We start from the raw sequence: 26,072 nt of genomic DNA, 5'->3' as shown, positions 1-26,072 counted from the left end.
TCGGCCTTGCGGCGGGCCGCCCTGGTCCCTGTTGAGGCTTGAGGCGGACCTCACCGAGTTTCTGGCGGCCCTGTGCGTACAGGACGCCGGCACCGACAGCCCACAAGGCGCCGATGGTCAAGGCCGAATACGTCACCTGCCTCTGCCTGGGTACTGGTGCCGGATGGGCGACATACTCGTGGGCACCTGCTCCTGGACCGATCCGGCACTGGTCCGCAGCGGCTGGTATCCGTCCGGGCAGCGGGGCACCGAGGGGCGGTTGCGGTACTACGCCGGGCGGTTCCCCGTGGTCGAGGCCGACGCGTCGTACTACGCCCTGCCTCGGCGGCGCGTCTGCGAGATGTGGGCGGAGCGCACGCCGGACGGCTTCACCTTCGACGTGAAGGCCTTCTCGCTCCTGACCGGGCATCCCACCCGCGCGGCGGTCATGCCGGACGGGCTGCCGCCGGTCGCCCGGGACAGCGGAGTCGTCGACGCCGTGTGGTCGCGATTCGCCGAGGGAATCGAACCGTTGCGGAGTGCCGGTCGGCTCGGCAGTGTGCTGTTCCAGTTCCCGCCGTGGCTGCGGCCCGGCGCCAAGGCCGAGCGGATCCTCGCGCGGACCGCACGACGCACGGACGGCTGGCCGATCGCCGTGGAGTTCAGGCACCCCGACTGGTGGCGCGCGGAACAGGCCGGATCCACACGCGCCCTGCTCGCGGACCACGGCATGACGGCCGTCGCCGTCGACATGGTCCAGGGCCTGCCTTCCTCCCTGCCGCCCGTCACGCCGGTCACCACCTCCCGGCTGGCCGTCGTACGGTTCCACGGGCGCAGCGCGTCATGGGGGCGCGGGAGCAAGGAGGACCGCTTCCGGTACGCCTACTCCGAAGCCGAAATCGTCGAGTGGCTGCCCCGGTTGCGCGAGCTGGCCGACCGGACCGAACAGGTCCACGTCCTGTTCAACAACTGCTGCGCGGACGCCGCCGTACGGGCCGCCGAGCGGATGGAACACCTGCTGCGGGCGGGTCAGGCACCTGTCGTGTGATCCACGATGCTGTCGCCGTTGTTGTGGAACGTGGCGTTGGTGCCGAGGCGGCGGAAGTCGTTGAGAACGCCCGCGAAGGTCTTCCTCGACGGCAGGAATTCCAGCAGGGCGGCCCGGTCGTTCTCCGTGAGGTGCTCACGGAGCAGCTGGTTGTAGGCGTTGAAGGACGCCGCGGTGTTCGCCGGCGCCTTCGCGGCGTCGCCCCGGTGGTCATTGGTGACGGCGATGGACGCGAGGTCCATCAGGAAACAGTCGAACAGGTCCCTGACGTCCCGGGGGCTCCCCTCGTCCCGGAGCAACTCGGCCATGCCCAGTACGACATCGCGGTAGACGGAGTGCCGCCGGGTGAGGTGGTAGGCCGCCATGATGTGGTCCTTCTGCCCGGCGCCCTCCGTCGTCATGAACTTCCGGGGGCTCGGCCCTTCAAGGCCCGGCACCGGCAGTTCCGCGCCCTCGAACATCGCCTCCTCGACCTCGATCCGCGTGTCACGGGAGGCGAGGGGGTGCAGGCCGATCTCGTGGGCGAGCATTCCCATGACGTGACCGATGTCGTACTTCTCGAAGTAGTAGCCGGCGAGGTTGATCTGCACACCCTCGTCGCCCAGGTCCTCCACGTCGGCGGGGGGTTCCTGCTTCAGCAGGTCGCGCTTGTGCAGCGTGATGCGGCAGGGGCGGTTGCCGATGTACGTGTTGATGACCTCGTGGCCCTGGAGCAGTTCGATGATGCGCACCGCCTTGTCGCGATAGCGCTGGTCGGTGTGCTTCAGGTTGGTGAACTCGATGTTCCCCGACCGGAACGGCGCGTAGGCGGGTGCGACGTCGGGAACGGCGTTCGGGTCCGCCGGTGCGCGTGCCGGGACTTCCGTCGCCGTCTCCGTGGGGTCGGTGCCCTCGGCCGGCCGGGGCAGGGAGACCGGGTCGACCCATACGGCCTCGCGCCGTGCGGGTGCGGCGTCGAGGCGGGCCGCGTCCCAACTCGCCTCGCCGTCCTGCTCCCTTGAAGGCCGGTCGGCTGAAGGCGGGGCGATGTCGCCGATCAGCCTGCCGATCAGGGCCAGGTGCCGGCCGCGCAGGCCGGCGGCCGCGAGCGAGGAGTCCTCGGGATCCTCGTGCAGGGCGCCGAGCAGACTGCCGGGAACGTGGGGTCGGTGCGGGGAATCGGCGTCGCGGTACTCGTCCCTCAGACCCAGCTGGTGCGTCAACTCGTGGACCAGGCGCACTGGTTCGGCATCAGCCCACCACACGATCTGATCCATCGTCCGGTCACGACGACCCACCAGGTCCACCGTCAGATGCGGGGACTCCCCCGGCGCCACCAGCTCCACCGTCACATGCAGACGGTCACCGTTCGGCAGACGGTACGCCGGATCGTTCAAGAACTCCCTCACACCCGAGTTCAGCCTGTCGAAGACCAGCTGCGACTGGCCGTCCTCGCCACCGCGCAGTGCCACGCGCACCGTCAGATCCGTCACCGGCTCACCGCCGAAGGTGAACCGCCGCGCGTCGAAGCCCGAACGCACCACGAAACGCGGACGCGCATCCTGCGGACCCACCAGGGCCGGCGGAGTCACCTCCTGAACCGGCTCCGTAGCCACCGTATCCTGCGGTAGCCGGGGGCGCGCCTCACCCGACGGCGGCAGCGGGCGCTGAATGCTGTCGCCGCGATTGTTCGTGCCGAGACTGGCCGCCAGCGTGGTGAAGTCCCGCGCGACACCGAACCAGCCCTTGTCCGCCGGGACCAGCGCACGTACCGGACTGTCCGCCGCCAACTGCTGGACGAACAGCTCCTTGTAGGCGTTGTAGACCTTGGCGGTGTTGGCCGGCTCCTTGGCCGCGTTCACCCGATAGTCACTGGTGATGGCGATCGACGCGACGTCCATCAGATACGTGTCGATCAGATCGGTGACGTCCTTCGCCTTCGCGCCCTCCTCACCGATCCGCGCATCCGCCGCGAGAATGTCCGCCATCCCGAGGACGATGTCCCGGTAGATCCGGTGCCGCGTACTGCTCGGGAACGCGGCCATGATGTGGTCCGCCTGCCCCGCGCTCTCCGTATTCATCGTGCGCGGCGGATTCAGGTGTCCCAGGCCGGGAACCGGCAGCGGAATCCCCTGGAACATCGATTCCTCGTCCGGGATGTCCCTGTTCCGGGAAGCGAGCGGGTGCAGCCCGATCTCGTGGGACAACATCCCCATCACGTAGCCGATGTCGTACTTCTCGAAGTAATAGCTGGCGAGATTGATGTCGACACCCGCGTCACCACGATCGATGACATCGGCCGGGGTCTCCGTCGTGCGGACGTGCAGCGTGATGCGCACCGGGCGACCGCCGACATAGTCACGAATCGTCCGGTGCTTTTGCAGCACGTCAATGATCCGCACCGCCTTGTCGCGATACCGCTCATTCATGTGATTCAGGTTCGTGAACTCGAAGTTCCCCGACTTGAAGGGGATGAACGTCGGCTCGGCGTCCGCGTCCGGATCCGGTGGCGTACGGGCGGGCACCTCGGCCGCCGTGGTGTCCGTGGCCGTGGGCAGCGAGACCGGGTCCACCCACAGCGACGTACGCGACTCCGGCGCCGCATCGCCACGGGCCGTGTCCCAGCTCCGCTCGGTCTCCGGACGGCCCGTATGTACGTCGACGTCACCGATCAGCGCACCCAGCAGTGCCATGTGCCGTCCGCGTAGTCCGGCAGCGAGGAGGGTCGGGTCCTGGGGGCTCTCGTTGACCGCGCCGAGCAAGCTGCCCGGCACATGCGGGCGATGTGGCGCATCGGCTTCCCGGTACTCGTCCCTCAGACCCAGCTGGTGCGTCATCTCGTGGACCAGATGCACCGGTTCGGCATCAGACCACCACACCGTCTGATCCATCGCGGCCCGGTCGCGGTCCACCAGGTCCACGGTCAGATGCGGGGACTCCCCCGGCGCCACCAGCTCCACCGTCACATGCAGACGGTCGCCGTTCGGCAGACGGTACGCCGGATCGTTCAAGAACTCCGTCACACCCGAGTTCAGCCTGTCGAACACCAGCTGCGACCGGCCGCTGTCGCCGCCACGCAGTGCCACCCGCACCGTCAGATCCGTCACCGGCTCACCGCCGAAGATGAACCGCCGCGCGTCGAAGCCCGAACGCACCACGAAGCGAGGGCGGGAGTCCCGGCCGCCCCTTGGGGTCAGGCCGGTGATCTCGTCCGGGAGTTCGCCGCCGACCGTGTCCTGCGGGAGGCGGGGACGTGCCTCCCCGGCCGGATGGTTCGACTCCGTCGACGTTCCCGTGGGCGTCGAACGGCGAATGCTGGAGCCGCTGTTGTTCGTCGCCACGCGCGTGGCGAGCGTCGCGAAGTCCCGCGTGACGCCCCACCAGCCCTTGTCCGCAGGAACCAACGCACGCACCGGGCTGTCCGCCGCCAACTGCTGGACGAACAGCTCCTTGTACGCGTTGTAGACCCGCGCCGTGTTCGCGGGCTCCTTCGCCGCGTTGACCCGGTTGTCGCTCGTGATGGCGATCGACGCGACGTCCATCAGATACGTGTCGATCAGGTCCGTGACGTCCTGCCGCCTCGCGCCCGGCCTTCCGGCCCGCGCGTCGGCGGCGAGGACGTCGGCCATCCCCAGCACGATGTCCCGGTAGATCCGGTGCCGGGTGCTGCTCGGGAACACCGCCATGATGTGGTCGGCCTGGCGCGCGGTCTCCGTGCTCATCATGCGCGGCGGGTCCAGGTGCTCCAGGCCGGGGACCGAGAACGGCATCCCTTCGAGCAGCGGTTCCTCGTCACGTACCTCGACGTTCCGGGATGCAAGGGGGTGCAGGCCGATCTCGTGGGACAGCATCCCCATCACGTAGCCGATGTCGTACTTCTCGAAGTAATAGCTGGCGAGGTTGATCTGCACGCCCTCGTCGCCGCGGTCCACGACGTCCGCCGGGGTCTCCGTCGTGCGGATGTGCAGCGTGATCCGTACCGGTCGGCCGCCGATGTAGTCGCTGATCGTGCCGTGCCTCCCCAACAGCTCGACGATCCGTGCCGCCTTGTCGCGGTGGCGCTGGTCCGAGTCGTCGAGGTTGGTGAACTCGATGTCGCGCGGCGGGGTGTCGGGCGTCGCGTCCGGGGCGTCCAGGTCGTCCGGGGCGGGGTCGGCGCCCGACATGGTGTCCAGCTCGTACGCCTCGTCCGCCGGAGTGCGTTCCAGCAGCGGTACGAAGTCTCCGCCGCGGCGGCGGAGCCGGAGGTGCGGGCTGTCGGAGGACGGGCCCGCGTAGGTGTGCGCGGTGCCGTTCTCCTCGATCAGGGTGACCGAGGTGCCGGTCGCCGCGGCGGCCCATTCGGCCATCACGCGGTCCGCCTCCTGGTTCCAGGGGGCCTCGGCGAGGTGGCGGCGCAGTTGGCCTTCGCGGGCCTCCGGGCTGGGCGCGGGCGTGTTCCGGGCGGGCTTCGGCGGCGGGGGCGAGAAGAGCGAGGAGCGCTCGTCCGGCGTGCCGGGGAGGCCGTTCATCCGCATCAGTTGTGCGGCCGGGGCGCCGGCGCGGACGCGCAGCCGGGCCGCTTCGTGGCGTTCCGTGCCCGGGTGGGCGGCGGCATGCTGGAGCGCGGTGCTGAGGGCGCCGAAGAAGCCGTTGCCCCGGCCGGTCGGCCCGCCCTGGGTGTACGTGGCGCCGTCGGGTGCGGTGAGGACGCCGTCGCGGTCCAGGCGGTAGCGCGGGCCGCCGAGGTCGGTCGGCGGCGACCAGGGCGGGGTGGCGTGGGTGCGGTGTGCGGGCGGATTCGTCGCGGTGCTGGTCGTCGTCTTCGTAGCCGTGGCGGGCGTCGGCAGCGGCGTGGTGACCGGCACCGGTGAGCCGGGCATCAGCGTGGCGTGGAAGTAGCCGTCGTCGGTGAAGAGGACCGGGTCGTCGACCGGGTCGACGGTCGCCGGGTCCGCTCCGTGGGGCAGGAACACCTGGGAGCGGCCCTCCCCGGTGACGACGGTGAGGGGGGTGCCGAGGACGCGGGCGGCGAGCGCGGGAAGCAGATCGGCGCCTCCGTGGTCGGCGGCGACGCGCTGGGGCGGGGTCTGCTCAGCGTGCGTCCGGGTCGTCGAGGTGTCCTGGACCGGCTCGGCGGCGAACGGGCGGGCCAGTGCGGCCACGGCCAGGGCGACGCGTTGCGCGGGCGTCGGCCAGAAGGTCTGCGGCAGCCGTCCGAACGCGTCGAACTCGGACTGCTGCGCGGGCGTCAACCTCACCGCGGCGGCATCGAGTTCGTCCTGCGTGAAGGTGTCCTCGGCATCCAGGGCGAGCCCGTCGAGCAGGTCCTCGTTGCCGTTGTCGCCCAGTGCGGTGGCGAGCCGGTCGCGGGCGGCGCCGATGGCGTCCGCGGTGGCGTTCGGTTCACCGGGGTTGCGCGTGAACCGCTCGACCAGGTCGGTGCCGATCAGGTGCGGCAGCCTTCCGTGCGCGTCGGCGGTGGTGAGCAGCGCGTGGAAGAACGAGGCGCCGTCGTGCGGCATGTCGTGCACGTCGCGCACCGTGGTGCCGTCCGGCGAAGTGAGGGTGCGCGGGGTGGCTCCTTCGGCGTCGGTGACGGTGTACGGGTCGGGGGCCTCGGAGCGCCATGCCGGCTCGGTGTACTCCTGCGGCCGGTCCGGTACGGGGACGGTGGTCGAACCCTGGTGGTGGGCGGTGAGCCGGGACGCGGCGAGGTGGAGCCGGTGGTGGTCCGCGGCGGCGGTGTCGACGCGCTGCTGCCAGAGTCGGACCTCGTCACGGGCGGCCTGCCAGGCGGTCACGGTCGGGGACTCGGCGACGGCCCTCGGCAGGGCGGTCGCACGGTCCGGGTCGCCGTCGCCGAGCGCGGCCCGCTCGTCCGCGCTGAGGCCGAGCCAGGTCTCGCGGGCGCGGGCGCGGGCGTCGTAGTAGTTCGTCTCGGCCTTGGCGAGGTCGCCCGCCGCGTCGGACATGGTGTCCCAGGCGGCGGCGACGTCGTCGGGGAACGAGGTGTCGTCCAGCAGGCCGTAGTCGCGGGCGAGGTCCTCGCGCAGCCACATGAGGACGGTGGTCTCGGCCTCGGCGGCGCGCGGGCCGCGGACCGGTTTGCCGAGCGCCTGCATCGGGCGGCTGTCGGTGAGCCGGTGGTCCGCCTCGGCGACCGTCAGCCAGCTCACCGGGACGGCGAAGAGCATGCTGCGGTCGGTGACGACCTTGAGGTGGGTGCCCAGGGTGGTGTCGTTGGCGCCGCGGAGCGCGTTGGTGTCATTGCTGCCGCCGAACGGAACCGTGGTGCCCGGGATGACCAGGCCGGCGTCCTTGGTGCTGAAGATGGGGCCGGTACCCAGGGCGCCTTCGACGTTGTCGGTGATGCCGGTCTCGTGGGCGTCGGAGGTCTTCGCCCGTTGCATGGCCTCCATGCGGGGCTTGTTCTCGACGGCGAGGAGGCGGGCGCCGGTGCGGTGCATCTTCGCGTACAGGCGCGAGTCGGCGGTGTGGGACTGGCCGAAGAGGCGGGCGGACGCCTGGCTCGGCAGCTGGGAGCCGTGGGCGCCGAGCGCCTCGCGGAAACCGGCGGTCAGACCGCCCTGACCGGTGGCCTCTTGTTGGGCCTGCGCGGCGGCGGTGCCCAGGCCGGTGAGCGGGGTGAGACGGGCCATGCGCACCCGCTCGGCGAGGACGTTGCCGGTGTGCCGCTTGCCGGGGTCGCTGTCGCCGAAGCCGTCGGCGCGGGCGGTGGCGAGGGTCAGGGCGTCCTGCACATTGCCCGCGCCGCGGACGTCGACGGCGAGGATGCCGGAGCCGATCCGGTCGTCGAAGGGCAGGACGTCGGAGGCTCCTGGGGTGTCGCCCGCGGGCGTGGTGCGCCACTCGGCGATGCCGTCGGGGCGGGCCTGCTCGGGTGTCTTCATCCGGACCGCGCGCTCCGGTTCGGGCACGTCGTGTTCGGTGAGCGCGCCGTCGGCGCCGTCGCCGTCCGGGGTGAGCAGACTGGCCGGCGCGGTCTCGTGCAGGGTGCCGACGTGCGACACGGCGCGCGGCGAGAGCCGTCCGCCGGTCGCGTCGGTCATGGTGACACTCAGGATGTAGTCGGTGACGATCTCGGCGTGTGCCTGGGTGGTGGCGATGTTCGGCATCGCCGTGCTGCCCGCGGTCCGGGTGTGCGTGGTGGCCTGCTGCGCGGTGGCGGTGCCCTGGACCGCGGGTCCGGCGATCAGCGGGCCGCCGCCCATGCGCTCGCCGACGCCGAGGGTCACGTCGCCGCCGCGGTCCTGGACGGTGGCGTCGGCGTGGTCGCGGGCGTTGTTGCGGTAGTCCTCAAGCTCGTAGCCGGTGCGCAGTCGTTCGACGGTGGTGGTGACCGGGGTCAGCTTGAACGTCACCTGACCCGGGCTGCCGCCGACGGCCAGCTGATGCGGACGCGACCAGGCGCGGTAGCGGACCGGCAGGGTCATTCCGTCGGTGGTCAGCTCGTGCAGGTGGGCGCGGAGGAAGTCCGGGGAGAGCCGCTGGAGCACCTGCTCGCGGTCGTGCGAGGGCACGCCGATCTTCTCCAGGCGCGGCAGCAGTTGGTGTGCGGCATGGCCCGCGTCGAGCTGGCCGCTGGGGTGGGTGGGGAAGCGGCGACCGCGCAGGAACGCGGGGACGCGGTAGCCGCCGCCGAGGTTGCGCGGAGTGGCGGTGTTCAGCCCGTCCGGGGCGAGTCCGGCCTCGATGGCGTCCTGCATCGGCAGGTGCATCATGACGGCGTCCTTGATGCGGTGCAGCGCGGCGGCCGCCCTGCGCGGGGCGAGGCTCTGACCGAGGCGGTCGGAGACACGTCCCGCGGCGGAGCTGATCGCGGTGCCGGCGCGGGTGCCGATGGTGCCCATCGCGGCGGTCCACCGGTCCCGTACGGCGACGGTCTCGGTGGCGTCGGCGGCCAGCAGGTACATCCGGCCCGCGTAGCTGACCGTGGTGCTGCGGCCGCGGGAGACGGTCTGCGAGATGCTGCGGCCCTTGCCCCAGGCGTACTGGAGGGCCGTCTGGTACGTGCCGGTGGCGCCCTGGTGGCCGGGGGTGTGCTGATAAGGGATGTCACTGCCCTGGAGGCCGACGGTGGCCCGTGTGGTCGTGCCGGAGCTGCCGAGGATGCGGTGCTCGTTGCCGAGGGTGGCCTCCAGGCTGCCGGGCTTCGGGTCGCTCGTGACACGTACGTTGGTCAGCTCGCCGCGGACCGCTGCCTTCAGGTAGTGCGTGCGCAGCGGCCCGGCGCCGCTCAGTCCGGTGATCCGGGTGCCGAACGGCCCGAGGTACTGGCCGAGTTGACCGGCGATGCTCAAGTTGGCCGTCGCGCGGCGCAGTGCGGTGCGTACCGGGGCGCCGGGCGCACTGACGTGCCAGCTGGTACCGGAGGCGCGGTCGGCGGTGTCCTGCATGAGCCCGGTGCGTGGCCCGCCGCCCTCGGCGCTCAGGACGACGTGCGGGGACGTGAGCAGCTTGCGGGTCAGGTCCCGGTCGGCGCCTGCGGTATGCGGCAACGGGCGTGTGCCGTCGAGGAGTTGGTCGGCCTCGACGCTGGAGAGCCGCTGCGGCGACGGGGCCGGCGTGGTGGTCGGGGCGGTCGCCGGGTCCGTGGGGGCGTAGCGCTCGGAGCCGTGGGAGGAGGGCACGGCCAGCTCGACGCGGCCCACGCTCGCGCTGCCGCCGTCGAACAGCGGGCGCGCGGTGACCTTGCTGACGAAGATGCCGCCGCCGAGCACACCGGCCGAGGCGAGGCGGGTCCAGCCGCGCGGGCGGCGGTGGCCCTCGAAGGTGGCGCCCAGGTCGACGCGGTAGCTGTAGAGGTCGGCGGTGCTCTGGAACGCCAGGTTGTCGTGGGTGACGGCGGATGTGCTCCGGGTGGCCGTCTGGTCGGTCCTGCCGTAGCGGGCACCGAGGGTGACGTTGCCGATCTGGGCCAGCGAGGTGGTGCCTGGCACGGGGGTGTGGTCGCGCGGCGAGATGCCCAGTTCGACGCCGCCGGAGAGGGTGCTGGAGGCCTGCTCGCCCTGTCCTGACACCTCGGTGCCGATCACCGCGTTGCGCAACGAACGCTCGCTCATGGTGGTCTCGAACCGCCGGTCGGTGAGCCGGGCCCGCAGGATCAGGGTGTGGTGGCCGCGGCGTACCTTGCCGTCCTCGGTGAGCGTGACCGGAACGCCGGTGGTGGTCAGGTCGTCCAGGCTCTGCGCCAGGGTGGGTCGGTTCAGCGCCTCGCGGACCTGGCGGTCGTTGTGCAGCGCGGTGCGCATCCGGCCGTCGCCGTACCAGAGCTTGGCGAGTCGTGGGTGACGGAGCATCAGCGGCGGGACGAACAGCGACGGGTACGACCGGTGCAGTGTGTCGATGACGGTGTCGGCGAAGACCCGAAGGGGGTCGTGGCTCCGGGGCGCGTTCGTGTCGGTGGTCTCCGTCGGGCCCGTCGCGGGCCTCGGGGTCGGTGCGGGGGTCTGCGGGTCGTCCGGGCGGAAGCCCTCGGCGCGGATCTGGCCGCCGAGGTGCACCGGGTCCTGACGGGTCAGATACCACGGCACGGGCGGTGCGGCGTCCGGGTCGGGGCCCGACCGGCCGGGCGTGCGGCTGTCCCAGCCCGCCAGCCTGCGGGCGTCCTGCGTGGACATCCAGTCCAGGCTGACCACGCGCACCGGCCGGGCGGCGGAGGCCGGCTGTCCGGCCGCCCGCACCATGAGGGTGCGCTCCACCCGGTACAGCGCGACCGGGTGGTTGCGGACACGGCCGGTGACCTTGCGGGCCGCGTCGGCACCGTAGTAGTGGCCGCGCCCGGTGCTCACGTCCGAACGGATCTGGGGCCCGCCCTGGAGGCGTACGTCCACATCGGGGCCGACGAGGCTGTGGTTGGGGCCGGAGGTGACCTGGACGCCGAAGCGGGTGTCGCGGACGTGGCCGCGCTGGTTCTGGTACGTGGTCTGGGTGAGCTCGCGCACCTCCGCCTTGACGGACTCGGCGACCAGCGTGGCGCGGTGCGGCACCGACCGCTCCACGATCAGGTGGCCCAGCGGATGGTGGCCGCTGCCCCGGGTCAGTTCGGGGCTGCTGACCGGCCCCGCGAGCCGCCCGAACAGTCCGAGCAGCCGTCCCGGCCTGACGTAGGAGACGAGCGTGCGGTGCGCCGAACTGCCGGGTCGTGCACCGGAGATGGCGAGCGCCAGGTCCTCCGGCGGGTCCGTCAGGTGCAGGCCGGTGGTGTCGGTCATCCGGGGTTCGACGCCGTCCGGGAAGGTGAGTGTCTCGGGCGCGCGCCGGGTGCCCGTGTAGGGGACGGTGAGGTCGTCCGGCAGTCGCCAGCTCAGGCCGTCCCGCATGGCGAACTCGGCCGTGTGCACGGGCGTGCGCCGCCAGTCCGGCGTCCGGCCCCCATGGGTCGGGCCGGTGGTCTTCGGGGCCTCGGTGACGCGCTCCACCCGCACCCGGTAGTGCACGTCGTCCAGGTGCAGGTGGGAGCCCTCGAAGGCGCGGTGCTCCGACTGGTGGAAAGCCTGGGTGCCCAGCGTGAAGTCGGTCCTGCGGGTCCAGCCCAGCGAGACACCGATCTTCAGCAGCCAGTTGAGCGGCGGGCCCAGGCTCAGCGCACCGGCGATCCGGCGGCCCACGCCGACACTGCGTGCGCCGCCCGTGCCGGACTGGCCGCGCCGCATGGTGTCGAGGCGCGTGGTGCCGCCGTCGATGTCGTTGAACCGTTCCCAGCGGTGGTACGGGACGGCCTCGACGGTCAGCTCGTGGCCGATGCCGGACTTCTCCCGGCCCACGAAGCGGGCGCCGCGCGGGGCGGTGAAAGCGCTGGGCTGTTCGGTGAGCAGCCGCAGCAGCTCGGCCTCGTCGAACTGGGACCGCAGCTTCGGCGGCAGCGCGTCGAGGATCTGCCGGGCGGCCAGGTCGGGTGCCCGGAGGTTGAGCGTGCCCGGGCCGGTGAAGAGGCCGGTGCGGACGGCGGGTGTCCCGGTGTCCGTGGTGCCGTCCGTGCTCTTGTCGTTCGGGTCCGCGTCCGGGCTGATCAGCACGGTGGGCAGTCGGCTGCCGTCGTCGAAGGTGACGGTGCGCGGGGCCGGGCCAGGCGCGGCGGCGTCCGGTCCGGTGATGAGACGTGCGGGGCGGTGCCGGTCGAGCTGGTTCTCCAGCGGGACCGGCTCACCGCTGTCCTTGGGCTTGGTGTCGGCGCTGAAGACGTCGGTGACCCCGCCCATGCCGCGCAGCCACTCGCCGAACGGGTCGGAGCCGTTGGTGTCGGTCTCGGTGTCGGTCTCGGACGTGGCGGCCGTGTCCGTGGGGACCGGCGTCGCCTCCGTGGCCACCGGGGTGGTTGCGGTGGTCACCGGTGTCGTCCCGGTCCTCGTCAGCGGGGCGGGGGCCGGGATCAGGGCATCGAAATGGTCTCTGCCGTTGTACGCCAGGTGCAGGATGCCGTTGCGGCCGCCCGGGTTGAGCCGGGTGACGAAGGTGTCTCCCGGCGCCCCGTGCCGGTCGGGCTGGACGAGCCGCAGGTCGACGTCGAGGGTGTGCGCCAGTGCGTGCGGGAGCAGGTCGCCGAAGGGCGAGGACCACAGCCCCGTCCGCCCGGCCGCCGCGGCGATCAGCCCCTCGGTGCCGATCCGCCGCGCTTCGGCGGGAGTCGGCGCCACCTCGGCGAGCTGCGCATAGCCACTGTCCCCCAGGATCTGCCGCCACTGGCCTGGGTCGCCGTCGGTGACGACCTGGTCCGCGATCCGGTTCCAGTGCTCGGTGATTCGTGCCTGCTCGGCCGGGTCGGTGACCCCGGCGATGGCGGTCATGCGCAGGTCGTCCACCACGGAGAGCACCGGGTCGGGTGTCATGGCGGCGGCCGTGGCGACGAGTTCGGAGCCGGCCAGGCGGTCGCGCAGCAGACCACGCAGCCCGGCGACGTTGCGGGCGGCCCAGGCGGGCGGGATGTCCTGGCCGCGCGCGCTGTCGAGCAGGGACCGGAAGAGGCAGTCGCCGTCGGCGCGGGTGACGAGGCGGACCAGCGAACGGCCGTCCACGTGAACGGTGTTGGTGGGATCGGGTGTCGTCGCCCCCTTGCTGAACAGGGTCACGTCGCCGGCGAGGCTCTCCGGGCGGCTCGTTGCGGGGGCCAGATCGGGCCTGCGGCGCAGCAGTTCGGCGGTGTCGTCGGAGCTGAGGGCCAGCTCGGACAGGGGCAGCGGCTCGTTGGAGAGCGACCAGGTGACGCGCGCGGACGGCGCGTAGCCGAGGCCACGGACGTCGTCGGGTGAGACGAGCGTGCTCGGTGGCAGTTCAGCAGGGGGCGGCGGCAGCAGCGCGTCGAGGGTGGTGTCGGGTCCGGCATCGGCGCGCAGGTCGGCCGCCGCTTGGAGAAAGTCGGTGTACTGCTCGACGGTGGGTCCTGCCGTCGGATCGGCGAGGGTGTCGCCGGTCGTGTCGAGCCGGTCGGTGACCATGCGGTTCAGCAGGTCAGGGGTCATCCGGCCGTCGCCGTAGCGTGCCGCGCCGTGCGTGCTCCGCCAGCGCAGGGCGTCGGCGTAGGCGAGGCCGGACAGCACCCCCCGGTTTTCCGGGCGCTGTTCGGCGTCCGGGCCGAGCGCCTCGCGCAGTGTGCGGACCTGCTGGAGGGTGCGGGCTCGGGCGAAGGGGTCGGCCGGTTCCGGGCCGCGGTGCAGGCCCGCGTCGCGGGCCAGCTGGTCGAGGGTGGCACCGGCGGGTTCGGGGGTGAACAGCCGCCAGCGGCCGGGGCCGTCCGCGCCCTCGGTGAGCACCGCGCGGACGTTGCCGTCACGGTCGCGGGCGGTGCCGACCTCGGTGGTCGGCGCGTACACCGGTCGTCCCGTGCGGTTGGCGACGTGCTGGGCGACGGGCAGTCCGGCCACCGCGGGCTGCCGTCCGGTCTCGCAGGAGAACAGGACCAGCGGCCGGTCCTGACTGCCGTCCTGCGACCACGACGTGAGCACCTCACCGAGCTGCACACCGCTGACCTTGACGCTGGGGTGCTCGGTGTCGTCGGTGCCGAGTGTGACCGTACGAGAGGTGCCGTGTCCGGCGAAGTAGTCGGCGCCGCGCTCGGTGCCGGAGCCGGGCAGGCCGGTGGGCGGTCCGGTGAACACGGTGCGGGAGGTGTGGTCGGGCCCCGACGTGGTGCGCACGCCGCGGAAGCTGTCCTGCCCGAGGAGTTCGCCTCGGCGCTCACCGATCGGTGTGCCGTCCTCGGTCGGGCTCTGCGAGATCGTCAGCGTCTGCACGGGTTGGCCCGGCCGTGGGTGTGTGGCCGACTCGGGGATCCATCGTCGCAGTTGGGCGACCGGCACGGTCTGCCCGTCCAGGGTGGTGACGACCGGCTCCGCCGGGGTGGTTCGGTTCTCGGTGACGGGACGTACGACGATCTTCGCCGGCGGCGGTGGGGTGCCGCCGGTACCGCGACCGCGTCCGCCACCGGGGCCCGGAGCGTGTGCGTCCGTGCCGTGGCCCGACTCCAGATGCACTCCGGTGGCCTCTTCGGTGAGGGGGCGGGACTCGGTGTCGGGCCGGGTGGGCGGGCCGAGGGCATCGGAGAGCGGCAGCAGTACGTCCGCGCCGGGGAACCCGGTGGCGGAGGTGGTGTCGGGGTGCGCGGCGGGCGCAGGACCGGCTAGCGGGCGGACCTGGACGGGGGCGCTCGGTCCGACGCGGGTCAGTTCCACGGCGGAGCGCATCGGGCGACCGGTGCCGTCCGGGGTGACGCCGGGCCCGAAGACGACGGCCCGGTCGGTCCCGGCCCCGTCCAGGACGGCGCTCGCCTCGGGGGTTCCCTCCGGCGGTGGCGGGGTCTGAGAGACGACGATGGTGAGCGGTGACGTTCGCGGGTCCGGGTTCGCCTCGGGCACGGACTCGGTCCGTACGGTGGTGCCGCCGTCGGTGTACGACCCGGTGGTGGCCACGGTCGGCGGAGTGGCGCCGGGTTCGCCGGAGTTCGAAGTGACTTTGGCGTCGGGCGTGTTGGGGGCATCCGGTGAAGTGACCGGGTCCGAGGACGCCGTGCCGTCGCGGGTGCTGACGGTGTGCGTGGACGTGTGCGTATCGGGAGAGGTGACGGTCTCCGGCGCAGGTGAGGTCGGCAGGGCCTCGACGGGTGCCGCGTTCTCCGGGGTGGTGGTCCAGGGCTCGCTCCTCGAAGTGGAGGTGGCGCCGGGACGAGGACTGGTGGAGCTGTTCGAGCCGGGCGTGGGACCGGGGTTGGTGCCGTTGCCGGGCGCGGCCGAGGGCGGGGCGACCGGTGCGGGCCCGTTCCCGGGAGCGTTCGACGTGTCGGCGTCGAGCGCCGCCGAGCCGTCGAGGTCGGACGTCGCGGACGGGGCGGTGTCCGCCGTGGTGCCGGGGGTGCCGGGGGTTCCGGACGCGGTGGTGCCGGGTGTGTCCGGGGCGCCGGACACGGTGGTGTCGGGTGTGTCCGGGGCGCCGGACGCAGTGGTGTCGGGTGGGTCCGAGGCACCGGACGCAGTGGTATCGGGCCCGGTCGAGGCGTCCGTGCCGGGCGCGCGGGAGGTGTTGATGTCCGGTGCGGGCGAATCGCCGGGTGCCGGAGCGGTTCGGGCGCCCGGCTGGTCGGACACCTCGGGGTCGCTCTGCGGCGAGCCGTCCGCCTCCGGCGCGTTCGACGTGTCGGAGGCGGTCCCGCTCGAGGTACCGGAGCCAGGCACGCCGGACGTACCCGTACCGCCCGCGTTCGAGCTACCCGAGTCAGGCACGCCAGACGCGTCGGCGCCCGGGCCACTCGCAGTATCGGAACCCGGCACGCCGGACGTACCGGTACCGCCCGCGTTCGAGCTGCCCGAGCCAGGCACATCAGACGCGTTCGCGTCCGGGCCACTCGCAGTACCGGAACCCGGCACGCCGGACGTTTCCGTGCCCGGCACGTTCGATGTGTCCGAATCGGCCGTGTTCGAAGTACCCGAACCAGGCGCGCCGGACGCGTCCGCGCCGGACCCACTCGAAGTACCAGCACCGGCCACGCCAGACGAGTCCGTACCGCCCGCGTCCGCCCCCTGCGAGTCGACCCCGTTCGACGCCTCCGGGTCGGGGACCGTCGAACCGTCCAGGCCGGACACGCCACTGTTGCCGCCCGACGCGCTCGTCGACCCCGAGCCGGGCGCCGTCGAGGCGTGGGGACCAGCACCGGCCGCCGCGCCGCCGCCCGGCAGCGTGGTGGCCCGGTCGTCGGGGGCCGCTCCCCCGGACGCGTTGCCCGCGTCCCCGAAGTCGTTCCCGCCGACGCCCGGCGAGAGGCCCCGCGTAGTGACCGGCGCGCCCAATCCGTCCAGGACACCACGGACGTGGTCGACGTCGGCCTGGGCGGTGGGTCCGTCCGGGGACACCACCCGTACCTCGGGGACCTGCGACAGGCTGCCGCGCAGACCGTCCCGCAAGGCGATCTCGGCGCTGCCGGGCGGCGGCGTGCCGCGCAGCGCGCCGAGGTCGTTCAGCGCCTGTTGGCGGACGTCGGGCGGGCCGGTGAGTGTCTGCTGCCACAGGTGGCTCTCGTTGGTGGACGACGAGGGCGCGAACGGCGTGTACGGCGGCGGGTCCATGGGCGAGTACGGGGGCAGACCGTCCGTAGGCACGGACGCGTTGCCGGAGGCGTCGCCGGTGGCCGGGGGCTGCGTGGCCGCGGAGCCGTCGCCGCCCTCGCTCTCCGTGTGCGGGCGGCCGTTACCGCTGACCGAGCGCGTGGACCCGGTCTCGCCGCCGCTGACCGTCGGCGGCGTACGCAGGTTGTCGATGGTGTTGCGCAGTTCGGCGCCGCTGTTCAGGGCGGTCGAGGTGAGCGAGGACTCGACCTGGCTGCTGACACCCGCCCCGACGAACGTGGACCAGCTCGTGGACCAGTCCCCGTCGAACACGCCCTTGATGAAGATCTCCGCGAGCGCCTCACCAGCACCAGCGGCCAGGAAGTCGGTCGTCCCCTTGAGCCCGTAGTGCCCGGCGAGGCCCCGCAGGTTGTCGGCGTTGTCGCGCAGGATGGTGCTGTTGCGCCACAGGTTCGGGTTGTTGAGGAACGACAGCGAGTTGTTGTGCAGCAGCGGGGGTGGGTTGCGGGTGATGCCGGGTCCGCCGGGTTCCGGTGTCGGCTCCGGTGTCGGCTTCGGGTCGGGGCCGGGCCCGGGGTCGTTCGGCTTCGGGTGGGGGCCCGGGGTGTGGTCCTTGAGGCCTGGCCCCAGGTCGTTCTTCAGGTTCGGGTTGTTCTTGAAGTCGAGGTCCGGGCCGTCCTTGAGGAACTTGCTGTCGTAGCTCTTGACGATGTTGTGCGCGAACTTGTCGAAGATGCTGGTGAGTCCGCCGGCGGCGGCACCGAACGCGCCGTCCTTGAGGATCTGGTTCCAGTCGAAGCCGTCCGGGCGGCGGTTGTTCGGCGCGAAGTTCATCATCGCCAGGCGCACCGCGAACGTGGTGAACGCCTCGGCGAACGCCTCCGTCAGCGACGGCGCGAGGTGCAGCCGTTGCAGCAGATGGCTGAGTGTGGTGAGGATCATGAAGCGGCTGCGCAGCTTGGCCATCAGGATCTGGCTGGCCGATGCGCCCCCGGTGAAGAACGACATCGCGAGGTAGATGGCGATCTCGATCAGCAGCCGGATGACCTCGGCGATCACCTGCCACTTGGACTCCATGATGTCCATGGAGGTCTTCCGCCGACCCTCGGCGATCTTGTCGAGCTGCTCGGCGAACTGCCGCAGGTAGTTCTTGCCGTTGTCGTCGGTGAGCGTGCCCATCGCCCTGGCGTACGACTTGGACAGGTCGTCCGGCATGGCCTCGGCGATGTCATGGACCGACTTGTCGATCAGCGACGACAGCCGGTCCATCTTCCGGCCCAGGCCGGAGTAGGGCTGACGGCTGTCGTAGGCGAGGTCCTCGTCGGCGTCGATCAGCTTCTCGCCGGTGAGGATGAAGATCATCGCGTTGACCTCGGGCGAGGCCTTGATGCTCATCGGGGTCCGCCCGCGAGGGCGTTCCGGCAGGCCTGCGCGGCCGCTGCCGCCAGGAGGCGGGAGCGGCCGCTACGGCGTACGTCAGTGGTGACCACGGTTGCCGACACCGTCGACATCGACGCCGACGTCGTCGCCCAGTCCCCCGGTCTCGATCCGGCTGTTGCCCCGCTCGACGTCCTCGATGTTCTGGTCGCGGGTGCGCTTCATCATCTCGACCTGGCTGAGCGTGGAGTCGGTGATGCCCACCACGGCGTCCCGGATGGACATCATGGTGTCCTTCGTGGTCTGCCGCTCCTTCTGCTCCTGCGGCTTGGCCTTCTCCGCGAACTCGCCCTCGTGCCCCGGCCAGTTCACCGTGGGCGCCAGTCCGTCGAGGAACTCCTCGGTCATGCTCCTGACGAGCGTCGCGATTTCTTCGAGCTGGCCCGTGCAGGCTTCGATGCGCTGCGGGTCCACGTGGTAGCGCTGCCCCATGGTCAGTCCTCCCCGTCCTCGCCGAGCGCGTCCCGCCAGACGGGCGTGGCCCGGGTGTCGTCGCGTGCCGTGTCCTCGTCGTCGCGCAGCACCTCTGGGCCGAAGATCCGCTCCCAGTCCAGTTCGAAGCCCTTCAGCTCCGGCACGTTGCTGCTCGGCTCGGCGAACGGCGCCATCGCCTTCATGACATGCCGGTTCATCTTGATACGGGCCGCGCTCGACGCCTCCAGAACGCTGGCGGCCAGTTCCTGGGGCGACATGTCGCGGTGCTTGTTCTCCAGGAACTCGATCCCGGTCAGTTCGCCCTGGGGGCCCACGGTGGCACGGACCGCGCGGTCGGAGGAGAGCACCGAGAACGACGCCTGCCGCAGCTCGCGCTCGGTGCGCGCGATCGCCTCCTGGGCCTCCTGGAGTTCGACCATCGCCTTCTCCAGGCGCTTCTCCAGCGGTTCCGTCACGTCGGATCAGCCCCCTTCCCCGTCGGTCTCTTCGGTCTCTTCGTGCTGTTGGTACATCAACTGCCGTCATGATCTTGCCTGGTGAGGGAGGTGCGGCGGAAGCCGGGGCCGGGTGGTGTTCGTCTCTACGGCCGGCAGTTTCGCGGCAGCGCGCGACCGTTCACCGGCCGATGACGGCGGGGGCGCCGCCCTCGTCGGTGCCCCACACGTCCGCGTCCTCCTCCAGGTAGTCGGCGGAGCTGGTGGTCCGTCGGCCGGTGCTGTCCGCTTCCTGGTCGGTACCGCCATGGCTGCCGCCGCTGGTGGTGGTCGCGACGCGGGGGGCCGGCGCGAGGAAGGTGTCGCTGTCCTCTTGGCGGTTCCACGGGTTGCGTCGGCGGCGGTTGCGCCGCTCGCTCTCCTCGGCCGCGTCGACCAGGACGGCGCGCACCCGCTCGCCGTTGCCCTTGTCGGCGCCGCCCGCACCCATGCCGCCGGCGCCGCCCATCGGCATCCCGGGTGTGCCCGGCGTACCAGGGGCGCCCGGCGTCCCGGGCTGCTGCGCGCCGCCACCGCCCATGTCCCCCAGGGAGCCGGTGCCGTTCGCGCCCAACCCCAGGGACGCGCCGACGGATTGGGGGCTGCCGACCGAACCGCCCGAACCGCCTGCGCCGAGATTCAGGTCCGAGGTCGGGATGTGCTGAGTGCTCGGTGTGTCGCCGCCGGTCAGGTTCAGGCCCTTCGGGTCCTTCACGTCGTTCAGATCGTTCAGGTCGTTCAGGTCCTTCAACGGGTCCGAGGTGCTGTTGCCACCGCTGTTCAGGTCGTGCAGGTTGACCTTCTCGGTGTGGCCCTGCGCGTCGGTGGTGGTGGCGAGGCCCGTGTCCGGATCGATGGTCTGGGTACTGCCGTCCGGGTACGTGGTGGTCAACTGCCCGTTGTCGAGCGCGGTGGTGGAGCCGTCCGGGTTGTGCACCGACGCACCGTGGGTGAGGTCGGTGGTCGTGGTGGTTCCGTCCGGGTTGGTCACGGTCAGCGAGCCGGTGTCGGGGTCGAACGAGGAGTGCCCGCCGTCGGCGAACGTGGTGGCGAAGTCGTTGCCGTCCATCCCGGTATGCCCGCCGGTCGGGGTGTCCAGGCTGTTGCCGCTGTTCAGGTCGCCGAAGTTGCCGAGGTCCGACGTGGTCGGGATGTTCGAGTCGATGTTCCCGAGGTCGTTCAGATTGTTCAGGTCGCCCGGGTTGTTGTTGCCGTTGAGGTTGCCCAGGTTTCCGAGGTTGCTCGTGGTGGTGTGACCGTTCGGGTCCGTGGTGGTGGCCTGTCCGTTGGACGGGTCGACGGTCTGGCTGCTGCCGTCGGGGAACGTGGTGGTCAGCCTGCCGTCGTCGCCCAGCGTGGTCTTCGAGCCGTCCGGGTTGGTCACCGAGTGACCGTCGCCCAGGTCGACTGTGTGGGACGAACCGTCCGGGCTGGTGGTGGTGAGCGAGCTGTCGTCCGGGTTGAACGAGGACTCGCTGCCGTCCGGGAAGTCGGTCGCCAGGTCGCCGTTGCCCGTCAGTTGGGTGTGTCCACCGGTCGGGGTGTCCAGGGACCCGTTCCCGAGCTGTTCGTTCAGCGCGTTGTTCGCGTCATTGTTGTTGTTCAAGCCCTGGAGGCTGCCCAGGTTGTCCGTGTGGGTGGACCCGTCCGGATTGGTGGTGAGGCTCTGGCCGGTCCCGGGGTCGACGGTCTGGGTCGTGCCGTCGGGGAACGTGGTGGTCAGCCTGCCGTCGTCGCCGAGCGTGGTCCGGGATCCGTCCGGGTTGAGCAGTTGCTTGCCATTGCCCAGATCCGTGGTGGTGGTCGAGCCGTCGGGGCGGGTGGTGGTGACCTCTCCGGTGCCGGGGTCGAACGAGGTCTTGCTGCCGTCCTCGAAGTCGGTGTTCAGCTTGTTGCCGTCGAGGCGGGTGTTGCCCCCGGTCGGCGTCCTGAGCGCGCTCCCGCCGCCCCCGTTGAGGTTGCCGAGGCTGCCCATGGTCTGCGTGATCGGGACGTTCGGGTTGTTCCCAAGTCCCTGCGCGTCGCCGTTGCCCTGCTGCTGGTCGCCGCCCCCGTTCAGGCCGCCGAGGTCGCCGAGGCTCTCGGTGACGGGATTGTTCCGACCGCCTCCCTCGCCGCCTCCGGCCTGCCCGTCGCCGTTCAGCCCGTCCATGCTGCCCAGGCTCTCGGTGGTCGGGCCGTTCTGCTTCAGGTAGTCGTCGAGCTTGCCGAGGCCATCGCCGCCGCCTCCACCGCCGTTGATGTCACCCAGGCTGTCCTGCAAGCCCTTGGCCTGCTCGTCGGCCGCCTTCTGGGCCTCCTCCTGCTGCTTGCGCTGCTCCTCACGCAACTCTTCCTGGTAGGCCTTGTCCTCTTTGCGCTGCTCTTCCTGCTCCTTGCGCAGCTCGTCCTGGTAGGCCTTGTCCTCGTTGCGCTGTTCCTCCTGCTCCTTGCGCAACTTCTCCTGATAGGCCTTGTCCTCCTCGCGCTGCTTGTTCTGCTCGTCGCGGAGCTCCTCCTGCTCCTTGCGGTTCTTCTCGTTCTCCTCCTCGATGCGCTCCTTCTCCTCCTCGGCCTGCTGCTTCTCGTAGTCGTCCGACGCCGTGCCGGTCGACTTGGGCTTCGGCACGTTTCCGGAGAAGTCCTTGGAGAGGTCGAGAAAGTGGTTGTTCAGGTTCGACTGCACCGTGCGGGCGGGCTCACCCAGGTACTCGTCGATGCCCTGGTTCCAGAGCTTGACCGCCTTGTCGCCGACCTTGGCCCAGTTCTCGATGTTCGTGAGGTCGCCGTACTCCGGGTGGTCCTGGGTGAAGCCGTCCTTCGGGGAGTGGTACGTGCTCGAGGAGTACATGCTGGTCGTCGTCTGGATCTCCGTCATGGCGACGTTGTGCTCGTCCACCCACATCGCCAGGTCGTCCAGGACGTAGCGCAGTACCTGAAGCGGGTCGTAATACGGGGAGTTGGCCCACTTGCTCCATGCCTGGAGCAGTTCCTTCGCCGAGTTCTCCAGGTACGTGCGGCCCAGCGAGAGGGCGCGCGAGTACACGGTGGCGCCCTTGCCCGTCGCGTCTCCTTCGCCGGCCGTCTCGTCGAAGGTCTCGATGTAGTTCTCGTAGTTCTCGCGGACCTTCTTCAGCAGGTTGCGGAAGACCTCCGCCGCCTCGCCCTTCCAGCTCGCGCCGTCGCCGCCGAACCGCTTCTCCCAGTCCTCCAGTACTTCCTTGGTCTCGCGGAAGAACTTGGCCGCATAGTCGAAGGATTCCCCGGTGCGGTCGAACGAGCCGAGGTCGACCGCCGCGTCCTCGGCCACCCCCAGGTTGCTGAACCGGGCGTCCCCGGTGCCGCCGCCGAGCAGCTTCATGAGCGCCTCACGGGGCCCGTTCATGTACCGGGCGAGCGCGACCGTACTCATCTTGTCTTTGTTGTAGTCGGTGAAGTCGTTGCCCGAACTGACCGACGCGTCCTGGTAGTTGTCGCTCCCGGGGTCCGCGAAGTGGATCTCGTCACCCGACTTGACGCGGCCCTCGAAGACGATGCGGGCCTGTTTGATGACCGTCTTCTTGCCGCTGTCGAAGAAGTAGATGTCGTAGTCTTCGCCGCTGTTCTGAAGGAACCCGGAGTCCTTGACCGCGTTGCTGAGGCTGTGCTCCTGGATGTCCATCCGGAAGAGCTTGCCGCCGTGGTCGGAGCGGAGCGTGTCGAAGACGGTGGAGCGGTCCGGCACCGGGTAGCCCGTGATGTGCGTGACCAGGTTGGCCCAGATGTCGCTCTGCGGGTCCTTGGCGTTCTTGTACTCGCCGATGTGGTCCCGTGAGTCCTTGTCGTACCGCTCCGCCACCGGGCGCCCTTTCTCGTCTTCTCTTCGGTCGTCAGCCGATCTCGTCAGCTGGTCTCGTCGGTGGTTCCGGAGCTGCCGGAGGTCAGCGAGTCGACGTCCTCGAACTTCTGAAGCAGGGTCTGCGCGTCGATCGCGTCGAGGTTCTTGTCCTTGGTCTTCTCGGCCTCGTCGATGGTGTCCGTGAGGGCCTCTTTCAGCTCTTTGAACAGGTCCATCTGGTCACCGAGCAGCTTGTCGATCGCCGTGGCCGCGGTGGTGATGCCCTCGATCAGGGTCGGCCCCGAGACCAGGGGCTCCTTGTTCATCTTGCCGAGGCGCAGGAGCTGTTGATCCTGGGAGAGGTTGTCCGCGGTGGTGTGTCCGTCGATGAGCTCGCCGAGCGGGCGGACGCTGCCGCCGTCGCCGTCCTCGCGGTGCTTCTTCGCCTGGGTGTGGACGGGCTGCACCTCGTGGTCCCGGAAGTTCTCCATCTGCTTGAGGTCGAAATGTGTGACGTCGGCCTTGTCGTCGGCCATCGGACGCCTCCTGCCGCTTGCTGCCTGACGGGACGGGCGGCCCGACGGGCGCCCCGAGCAGGGCCCCGGCCGCTTCGCCGGGGCCCGAAGAGGAACTAACGGGCCCGCACGCTGCCCCAGTTGTCGGCGCTCTTGCGCTCGTCACGGGAGTGGTTGTCGTGGATGCTCTGGATCAACTCGCCGTTGTCGCCCAGGAGCTGCGCCATGTTCTTGGTGGCCTGGTCCCACTCCGCCTGGACCCCCCGGTACATCTCCTGGTCCGCACCCTCCCAGGAGGCGATGAGCGGCTTGAGCTCGTCCTCGAGGTTGTTCAGGGTGGTGATGATGTGCTGGGTCTGCTCGCTCAGCTCCTCGATCGCCTGCCGGACCTTGGGGTACTGCACATCGATGATGCCGTCGGCCATGACGTCTCCTCTTCGGTGGCCGGGCGCCGTGGCCCGGAAGACTCACGAGCCCGCGGTCAAGGGGCCCGTGCCGCGGGGTGGTTCAGCGCAGCGCTTCGAAGACGCCCTGGCTGGTCTTGCTGTTGAGGACCTCGGTCAGGTCCTGGTTCTCCTGCGCCAGACGGTTGGCGGAGGTCACGTTGTCCTGGAGGGCGTCGACCATCTTGCTGATCTGGACGACGACCTTCTGCGCCTCGCCGTTCCAGCTGCGGAAGAGCTTGAGGAGGGCCTGACCCTCGTCGCCGCCGACCCCCGAACGCGCCGCGATCTCGGCGACGTTGTTCTGAATTTTCTCGACCTGGTCCCTGGCCGTCTCCAGGGAGGAGACGCCTCCCAGACCCTTGGCATATTCCGCTTTCCTTGCGGCGCTGTCCGCCATGTCGCGTTCCCTTCGCTGGGCGAGTCTCGTCGCACGTTGCTCGCTGAGGCTAAAGAGAACCTGCGCTTCCGCGCAACGCGTGCCGGAAAGATTTGCATATCCGGACCGGGGCCAAAATGCGTGTGTGGCGGCGGAGTTGAGAACGTGTTTCGGTGGGATGAACGCAGACGTGACGGCCCAATCGGGCAGCCGGACATGGACCGTTCACCAATGTCCGCGATACGGACGGAAAACGGGCGCGGGCACCTTCCGAACGGGCATCGCGACGGCGTGAATCCGCCAATGAAGACGCGTCCGTGACGTTGCGCGGATCCGCTCGGAGGGAAATTCTGAGCTTTATCTGAGGTTCGGAGCCGTGACCGGATGCCGTGCCGGCCGAATCGACTCGGTGTGCCCGGCAATCAGTTGACCCGAACCGTTATCCCCCTGTTGTCCCTTTCGCTTTCTCGGCCGCCGTGTCGCAGGCCGGGGCCGTGACCTTGGCCCGGGTCGCGCCGGTGGCGGCGTCCGGGTCGAGGTCGGCGCCCGACGGCAGGGAGGCGAGCAACGGGGCCGGGACCGAGTCGACGTCACCGGCGGCGAAGCCGAGCGCCGTCAGTGAATCCTCGTTGACCACGCGGTACTTCACCCCGTTCTCCGCCACCAGGTAGGTGGTCCCGGCATGTGCGGCACCGCTCGCGTTCAGCGCCCTCACCAGGGCGGCACGGCCGGGACGCACCACCGTGGCGTCGGTACGGACGCACGCGTCCCGCACTCCCGCGGTGCCGGCGGGCACCGCGACCGGGGACAGCGAGGTCAGCGGGGCCAGGACCGACCTGATCCGGACGCCGCCGTCACCGCCCTCGATCTGCGCGCACAGCGCCGTACCGCGCGGCGTGGACTGCGGGGCGGGCGGCGCGTCCGGCAGCTGGGTGGAACCGGCAGGACCGGCATTCTCGGCCCGGTGCTCACGCAGCGCGTCCGCGCCGACCGTACGGGCCCGGGGCGACTTTCCCTGATAGGCGTCCTTCTGCGTGGCCGGATCGCCGAGGACAAGGGCGGCGTCGAGCCGGGTCAGCGGCACCAGGCCGTCCTTGCGCAGCAGGTGGTACGTGCTGTCACCGCCGGGCACGCTGACCTTGAAGACCTGGCCGATGCGGCTGGGCTCACCGCCGATGACCGGGCCTTCTTCGCCGCGGCCCGGGGCGGCGGGCGGCTTCAGGGCGGGCCCGGCGGCGAGTGCGTCCAGGAAGGCCGCCGAGACCGGGATCGGGCGCTGCGAGCCGTATCCGAGGGCATTGCGGGCGTCGGACGCGCGGTCCAGGGGCAGCCGGCTGCCGCGCCAGACCAGGTACTCGGCGCCCTTCGGATCGCGTACCAGCACGCCGCGGTCGGCGGCGATGCCGGTCGAGTCCAGCGGCGCCCCGGCCACCAGAGTGGTGGCGCCGGGCTCGTTCACGCCGGTGTTCGACACGGCTCCGGAGGTGTCGGCCAGGGCGCCACCGGGCCCGGTGACACACATGTGCCAGGCGTCCGCGTCGAGTTGACCGGGAGCGGGCACGGAGTCGGGGGCTCCGGGGATACCGACCGGGGAACCGACTGGGACGCCCTCCAGGGAGGGCGTGTGGACGTCGGAGGTGGCGAGGTCGGAGCCGCCGAGCAGGCGCGCCGACGCGTAGTTGCGCACGGGGTGCAGCACGCCGTCGGTGTCGGTCCACAGGTAGCGGGCGCCGGTGTCACGGTTGACCACCAGGTGCTTGCCGTCGCGCCAGCTCTCGTTGCCGCCGGGGCGCAGAAGTCCGTAGACCGTGGCTCCGGCGCCGATCAGGACCGTCGCCAGGAGGCCGAAGACCACACCGCGGGTGGTGCGCCCCAGCGGGCTCTCGGGGGCGTCCGGGTCGGCCATCAACAGGCCCGAGCTGAGTCTGCCCATCATGAAGGTGTGGGCGTGTACCTGGTCGCGTTTGGACTGCACGGCCTCTCCTCGACGTCCTTCTCTGGTTCCGCCCGCGCGTGCGCTCGGCTCGCGTGCGT

9 protein-coding genes are annotated in these 26,072 nt (G+C 71.0%); 1 reads left to right on the top strand and 8 read right to left on the bottom strand.

The features are described 5' to 3' along the window. Positions 1-163: 163 nt before the first annotated feature. Positions 164-1,027 carry a DUF72 domain-containing protein gene (locus tag ACNYS0_RS41475; RefSeq protein ID WP_422481882.1) on the top strand — a complete coding sequence of 288 codons (864 nt, stop codon included), beginning with the start codon at positions 164-166 and terminating at the stop codon, positions 1,025-1,027. Here the strand turns inward: ACNYS0_RS41475 and ACNYS0_RS41470 are convergent. The 8 genes from ACNYS0_RS41470 to eccB form a co-directional block, all read right to left on the bottom strand. Beyond that, positions 1,009-17,955, bottom strand: a complete 16,947-nt coding sequence (locus ACNYS0_RS41470) for a WXG100-like domain-containing protein (RefSeq protein ID WP_422481880.1) — start codon at positions 17,953-17,955, stop codon at positions 1,009-1,011. The two genes, ACNYS0_RS41475 and ACNYS0_RS41470, sit on opposite strands and share 19 nt — an antisense overlap. Positions 17,956-18,036: 81 nt before the next feature. After that, a complete protein-coding gene (locus tag ACNYS0_RS41465; RefSeq protein WP_422481878.1) occupies positions 18,037-18,429 on the bottom strand; it encodes a hypothetical protein in 393 nt (130 codons plus the stop codon). A gap of 2 nt (positions 18,430-18,431) precedes the next feature. Then, positions 18,432-18,887, bottom strand: a complete 456-nt coding sequence (locus ACNYS0_RS41460) for a YbaB/EbfC family nucleoid-associated protein (protein ID WP_422481876.1) — start codon at positions 18,885-18,887, stop codon at positions 18,432-18,434. A gap of 160 nt (positions 18,888-19,047) precedes the next feature. Beyond that, positions 19,048-22,722, bottom strand: a complete 3,675-nt coding sequence (locus ACNYS0_RS41455; RefSeq protein WP_422481874.1) for an AAWKG family protein — start codon at positions 22,720-22,722, stop codon at positions 19,048-19,050. A gap of 44 nt (positions 22,723-22,766) precedes the next feature. Next, positions 22,767-23,237, bottom strand: coding sequence for a type VII secretion system-associated protein (locus tag ACNYS0_RS41450; protein WP_422481872.1), 471 nt, complete (start codon positions 23,235-23,237; stop codon positions 22,767-22,769). Positions 23,238-23,332: 95 nt separating this feature from the next. Further along, positions 23,333-23,641: a WXG100 family type VII secretion target gene (locus ACNYS0_RS41445; protein WP_422428804.1), complete on the bottom strand. Its 309-nt coding sequence runs from the start codon at positions 23,639-23,641 to the stop codon at positions 23,333-23,335. Between the two features lie 82 nt (positions 23,642-23,723). Next, positions 23,724-24,059 carry a hypothetical protein gene (locus ACNYS0_RS41440; RefSeq protein WP_422428805.1) on the bottom strand — a complete coding sequence of 112 codons (336 nt, stop codon included), beginning with the start codon at positions 24,057-24,059 and terminating at the stop codon, positions 23,724-23,726. A 418-nt stretch (positions 24,060-24,477) separates the two neighbouring features. Continuing rightward, positions 24,478-26,013 (bottom strand): type VII secretion protein EccB, encoded by a 1,536-nt coding sequence (gene eccB / locus ACNYS0_RS41435; protein WP_422481870.1) that lies wholly within the window; start codon positions 26,011-26,013, stop codon positions 24,478-24,480. Positions 26,014-26,072 lie beyond the last annotated feature (59 nt).

Source organism: Streptomyces anthophorae, from assembly GCF_049310305.1.
Classification (GTDB): domain Bacteria; phylum Actinomycetota; class Actinomycetes; order Streptomycetales; family Streptomycetaceae; genus Streptomyces.
The sequence above is the reverse complement of the archived record's forward strand: the minus strand, read 5'-3'. Positions and strand labels throughout refer to the sequence as shown.

Coding starts and splice junctions, on each gene's coding strand:
- ACNYS0_RS41475 (WP_422481882.1), top strand. CDS start 164: ATGGGCGACATACTCGTGGGCACCTGCTCCTGGACCGATCCGGCACTG.
- ACNYS0_RS41450 (WP_422481872.1), bottom strand. CDS start 23,237: ATGGCCGACGACAAGGCCGACGTCACACATTTCGACCTCAAGCAGATG.
- ACNYS0_RS41465 (WP_422481878.1), bottom strand. CDS start 18,429: ATGGGGCAGCGCTACCACGTGGACCCGCAGCGCATCGAAGCCTGCACG.
- ACNYS0_RS41470 (WP_422481880.1), bottom strand. CDS start 17,955: ATGAGCATCAAGGCCTCGCCCGAGGTCAACGCGATGATCTTCATCCTC.
- ACNYS0_RS41445 (WP_422428804.1), bottom strand. CDS start 23,641: ATGGCCGACGGCATCATCGATGTGCAGTACCCCAAGGTCCGGCAGGCG.
- ACNYS0_RS41440 (WP_422428805.1), bottom strand. CDS start 24,059: ATGGCGGACAGCGCCGCAAGGAAAGCGGAATATGCCAAGGGTCTGGGA.